This window comes from Alkalibaculum bacchi, assembly GCF_937875145.1.
GTDB classification, from domain to species: Bacteria; Bacillota; Clostridia; order Eubacteriales; family Alkalibacteraceae; genus Alkalibaculum; species Alkalibaculum bacchi_A.
The window spans coordinates 1-4479 of record NZ_CALNCS010000030.1 but is presented as its reverse complement, the minus strand read 5'-3'; the positions used below and the strand labels follow the sequence as shown (position 1 = coordinate 4479).

Sequence of the window (4479 nt, the reverse complement as noted above, 5' to 3'; positions counted from 1 at the left end):
GACCACCGAGATCTACACTCTTTCCCTACACGACGCTCTTCCGATCTGGTGGTACTTTTGACGTTTCTGTATTAGAATTAGGTGATGGCGTATTTGAAGTCCTTTCTACACATGGAGACAATCACCTAGGTGGAGATGATTTTGATGAAAAAATCATTGATTACTTAGCAGATCAGTTTAAGAAAGAGAATGGTATTGATTTAAGAAACGATAAAATGGCTTTACAAAGATTGAGAGAAGCTGCTGAAAAAGCAAAAATAGAGCTTTCAGGAGTAATGACTACAAATATTAATTTACCATTTATTACAGCTACTCAAGAAGGGCCTAAACATTTAGATATTACATTGACTAGAGCAAAATTTGAAGAACTTACAGCAGATTTAGTAGAAAGAACAAAAGGACCAGTAAATAATGCTTTAAAGGATTCAGGTTTATCTGCAAATGAAATTCACAAAATAATCTTAGTAGGTGGCTCTACTAGAATTCCTGCAGTACAAGAAGCCGTTAAGAAAATTGTCGGCAAAGACCCAGACAAAGGCATTAATCCTGATGAGTGCGTTGCTATTGGTGCAGCGATTCAAGGTGGTGTATTAGCTGGAGAAGTAAAAGACGTATTATTATTAGATGTAACGCCATTGTCATTAGGTATTGAAACTATGGGTGGCGTATTTACAAAATTAATTGAACGAAATACTACAATCCCAACTAAGAAGAGCCAAGTATTCTCTACAGCAGCAGATAATCAAACTGCAGTAGACATTCACGTATTACAAGGTGAAAGAGAAATGGCTGCTTACAATAAGACATTAGGACGCTTCCAATTGGCAGGAATTGCACCAGCTCCAAGGGGAATCCCACAAATTGAAGTAACATTCGATATTGATGCGAATGGCATCGTAAATGTATCTGCTAAAGATATGGGAACTGGAAAATCTCAAAATGTAGTGATTCAATCTTCTACAAATATGAGCGATGATGATATTAACAAAGCTGTTCAAGAAGCAGAAAGATTTGCAGAAGAAGATAAAAAGAGAAAAGAATCAGTAGAAGCGAAAAATACTGCAGACTCTACTATTTATCAAATCGAAAAATCTTTAAAGGAATTAGGCGATAAAGTAACATCAGATGAAAAAGCAAAAGTAGAAGATGCTATTAAAGATTTAAGAGAAAAGCTAGAAGGGGAAGACGTAGAGGCTATTAAGAGTGCAACAGAAGCTGTTAATGAAGCGTTCTATCCTATCGCTTCTAAATTATACCAACAAGGTGAAGCAGAAGGGCAAGGTCAAGGTCAAGGACCACAAGACCAAGCTCAAGATGATGTAGTAGATGCAGACTATGAAGTTGTTGACGATGACGATAATAAGTAATAAAATATAGAGGGTAGTTTTCACACAACCAAAGCAAAGCTTTGGTTGTGTGTGGTTAAATGTACAAATTTAGTGGTAGTTGTTCCTAAAATCAAGTAGGAAGAACTACCACTAAATTTGCGAAGTAAGGAGAGTAGATATGAGCAAGAGAGATTATTATGAGGTATTAGGAGTAGAGAAGAGTGCCTCAGATTCAGATATAAAAGGCGCCTATCGTAAACAGGCAATGAAATATCATCCAGATAGAAATCCTGGAGACAAAGAAGCAGAAGATAAATTTAAAGAGGTAAGCGAAGCTTACGAAATCCTTAGTGATGAACAAAAAAGAAGTCAATACGACCAATTTGGCCATGAAGGTGTCAATGGGAATGGCGGCTATAGTGGCTTTGGTGGCGGAGGATTTGACGATATCTTTAGCGATATTTTTGATATGTTTGGTGGTGGAGGATTTTCTTCTTCAGGTAGAAGAAATGGTCCTCAAATGGGCCCAAACTTAAAAGTAAATATCCATTTGTCTTTTGAAGAAGCAGTCTTTGGCATTGAAAAAGACATTAAGATCAATCGAAATGAAGAATGTTCTAAATGTAATGGTAAAGGTGCTCAAGATGAGAGTGATATTCATACCTGTGACAAATGTAATGGAACAGGTCAAGTTCGAGTGAATCAAAGAACTCCTTTTGGCGTAATGCAATCTGTAAGAACCTGTGATAAATGTCATGGGGAAGGTAAGACCATATCTAAACCATGTAGCAATTGTAGTGGAAAGGGTACAGAAAAGAGAACGAGAAAAATTCATTTAAATATACCAGCAGGTGTAGATAATGGATCTATATTGCCACTTCGAGGAGAAGGAGAGCTTGGCGCTAATGGTGGAAGTAGGGGCGATTTATTGGTTTACATAAGTGTAGATTCTCATCCCTTCTTTACGAGAGAAAATAACGATATCTTCTCAGAAATCCCTATAACTTTTATTCAAGCTACATTAGGTGATGAAATTGAAATTCCATCTTTAGATGAAAAGAAAAAAGCTATAGGAAGAGTAAAATTCATCATTCCAGAAGGCACCCAGCCCAATAAAATCTTTAGATTAAAGGGAAAAGGGGTCAGCAATCCTAATGGTTACGGAAAAGGAGACCAATACGTACAAATTAAAATTGAAGTACCTACAGATTTAAATGAAGAACAAAAAGATATTTTAAGAAAATTTGGTGAAGTCACCGGCTCCGACGCTACGAAAGAGACAAAAGGTTTTTGGGATAAAATAAAGGATTATTTTAGTTAAAAAGTAATATATAGTATTTTGATGTAATAGTAAAGTCAATGAACTCACTAAAAGGTGGATTCATTGGCTTTTTTAATGTATTGATTATTTTTAAAGGAAAATCTTACTATTTATAATAGAAAGTTTATTGCAAACAATACTATTGATAATGATATAAGGAGGAAATAAAAAATGGCTATGCAAAGCAATCAAATCGAAAGCAACAATCTAAAAATCTTAAAAGATTCCATGGAGCACGAAGCATTATTACACAAAAAATACTCCGTGTATTCTAGTCAATGTTCCGATTCTCAAATTAAAAATCTTTGTACAGAAGCTTGTCAAATCCACAAAAACAACTTCAACAGTTTAAAAAGCTATTTAGATTCTCACCAATAAGGAGGAAGAAAAATGAATTTTGGAGATAAAGATATACTACAAGACTTATTAACTACCGAAAAACAAGCCATTGGTTCTTATGGTAGTGGGATTATAGAAAGTTCATGCCAAAACTTAAGAAATACGTTACTAACAAATTTTAGAAATGCAGAAGAAGTACAATACAAAGTATTTGATTGTATGAAACAAAAAGGTTGGTATAAGACAAAAGATGCAAACAGCCAGGACGTACAAGAGTTAAAGACAGAAAGCTCACAAATGATGAATGATATTATGTAATAAAAAAGCTGCCGTGTGGCAGCTTTTTTAACCACTAGCAGTAGCTAAAATATACAAAGAACTTCGTTAAAAAAATAAAATTAAATAGGACAAGGAACAACTATAATTTTTTATATCGCTCTATATTGCTTTCGCTTAAAAATTCATAAGCATCATTTATCTTTTGAAACATTTTTGTGGCGTTAGGTGATTGGTTGATATCAGGATGATATTCTTTAGCCTTTTTACGATAAGCTAGTTTGATTTGGTATTTATCTGCTTGGTAGGAGACTTCTAAGATGCTACAGCTTTCCTCATATTTTTTCTTAAATTCAATGCTAGGATTGACGTAGGATTGACCACCGTATCCTGTATTTTGTCTATAGCCGCCATAATTTCCTTGACCATGATAGGTTCTTTGGGAATTCTGGAAGCTTTGCCACTGTTTGAATTTTTCTTCCCATTCCTTTTGTTGCTGATACTGTCTCTCTTGTTGCTCTTTTTGTCGTTTATCCTCTTGCTCTCTTTTATATCCATAACCGTATTCAGAAAAGGTTTCGTATTTGTTTTCAGTACCGTACATGAGATTGTTAGCACGATCAAATAAAAACTCTGTACTTGCATACTTAATGTATTTTAAAAAAGATACAAATTTAGTACCAAGTATAGGAAATACGACGAAGAATAATAGGATTAAAATTACTACTGGATTAAATAATAAAAATAAAGCATAGGGTCCAAGTAAGAAAAAGGCAAAGAGACATCCACCCATGCCCAAAATGGCTAGAAGTCCTTGTGCAATAGTATTTACTAAATTTACGGTAAAGTCTATAATACCTATTATCACATCTAAGATCCCTGAAATTACACTAGTAATAGCATATAATACTTTACCAGATATTTTTTTAATTGAATTCATATAAAGTCATTCCTTCTCATTTCGCTAATTCTACAATTATATCAAAAAATAAAGATAATTTATACACTTATATAGTAAGATCGTTCTACTTTTCTTCTTTCATTCTACTATCTAAATATTTCTCGTATTTATCAAGAAGGATATGGAAACAAATATTTGATTTGTTTTTTACAAATAGTATAATAAGCATATAAGACAAATGAAGGAGAGATAAGATGAGATACGATGTCATTATTATTGGAAAAGGCCCTGCAGGTTTATCTGCATCATTATAT

5 protein-coding genes are annotated in these 4479 nt (G+C 33.8%); 3 read left to right on the top strand and 2 right to left on the bottom strand.

All coding sequences use genetic code 11. From position 1 onward, the window contains the following. Positions 1-1506: 1506 nt before the first annotated feature. The 3 genes from dnaJ (at position 1507) to Q7P22_RS02370 (ending at position 3306) form a co-directional block, all read left to right on the top strand. Positions 1507-2649: a molecular chaperone DnaJ gene (dnaJ, locus tag Q7P22_RS02380; protein WP_303860164.1), complete on the top strand. Its 1143-nt coding sequence runs from the start codon at positions 1507-1509 to the stop codon at positions 2647-2649. Between the two features lie 171 nt (positions 2650-2820). After that, complete coding sequence (locus Q7P22_RS02375; RefSeq protein WP_303860162.1) at positions 2821-3027, top strand: hypothetical protein; 207 nt, start codon at positions 2821-2823, stop codon at positions 3025-3027. Between the two features lie 12 nt (positions 3028-3039). Further along, positions 3040-3306: a spore coat protein gene (locus tag Q7P22_RS02370; protein ID WP_303860159.1), complete on the top strand. Its 267-nt coding sequence runs from the start codon at positions 3040-3042 to the stop codon at positions 3304-3306. 100 nt (positions 3307-3406) lie between these two features. Here the strand turns inward: Q7P22_RS02370 and Q7P22_RS02365 are convergent, their stop codons facing one another. Beyond that, the gene (locus tag Q7P22_RS02365) at positions 3407-4204 is read right to left on the bottom strand and encodes a DnaJ domain-containing protein (RefSeq protein WP_303860156.1); all 798 of its coding nucleotides are present in this window, start codon (positions 4202-4204) and stop codon (positions 3407-3409) included. Positions 4205-4289: 85 nt separating this feature from the next. After that, the coding region (locus Q7P22_RS02360; protein WP_303860154.1) for a hypothetical protein at positions 4290-4479 on the bottom strand (190 nt) is incomplete at its 5' end.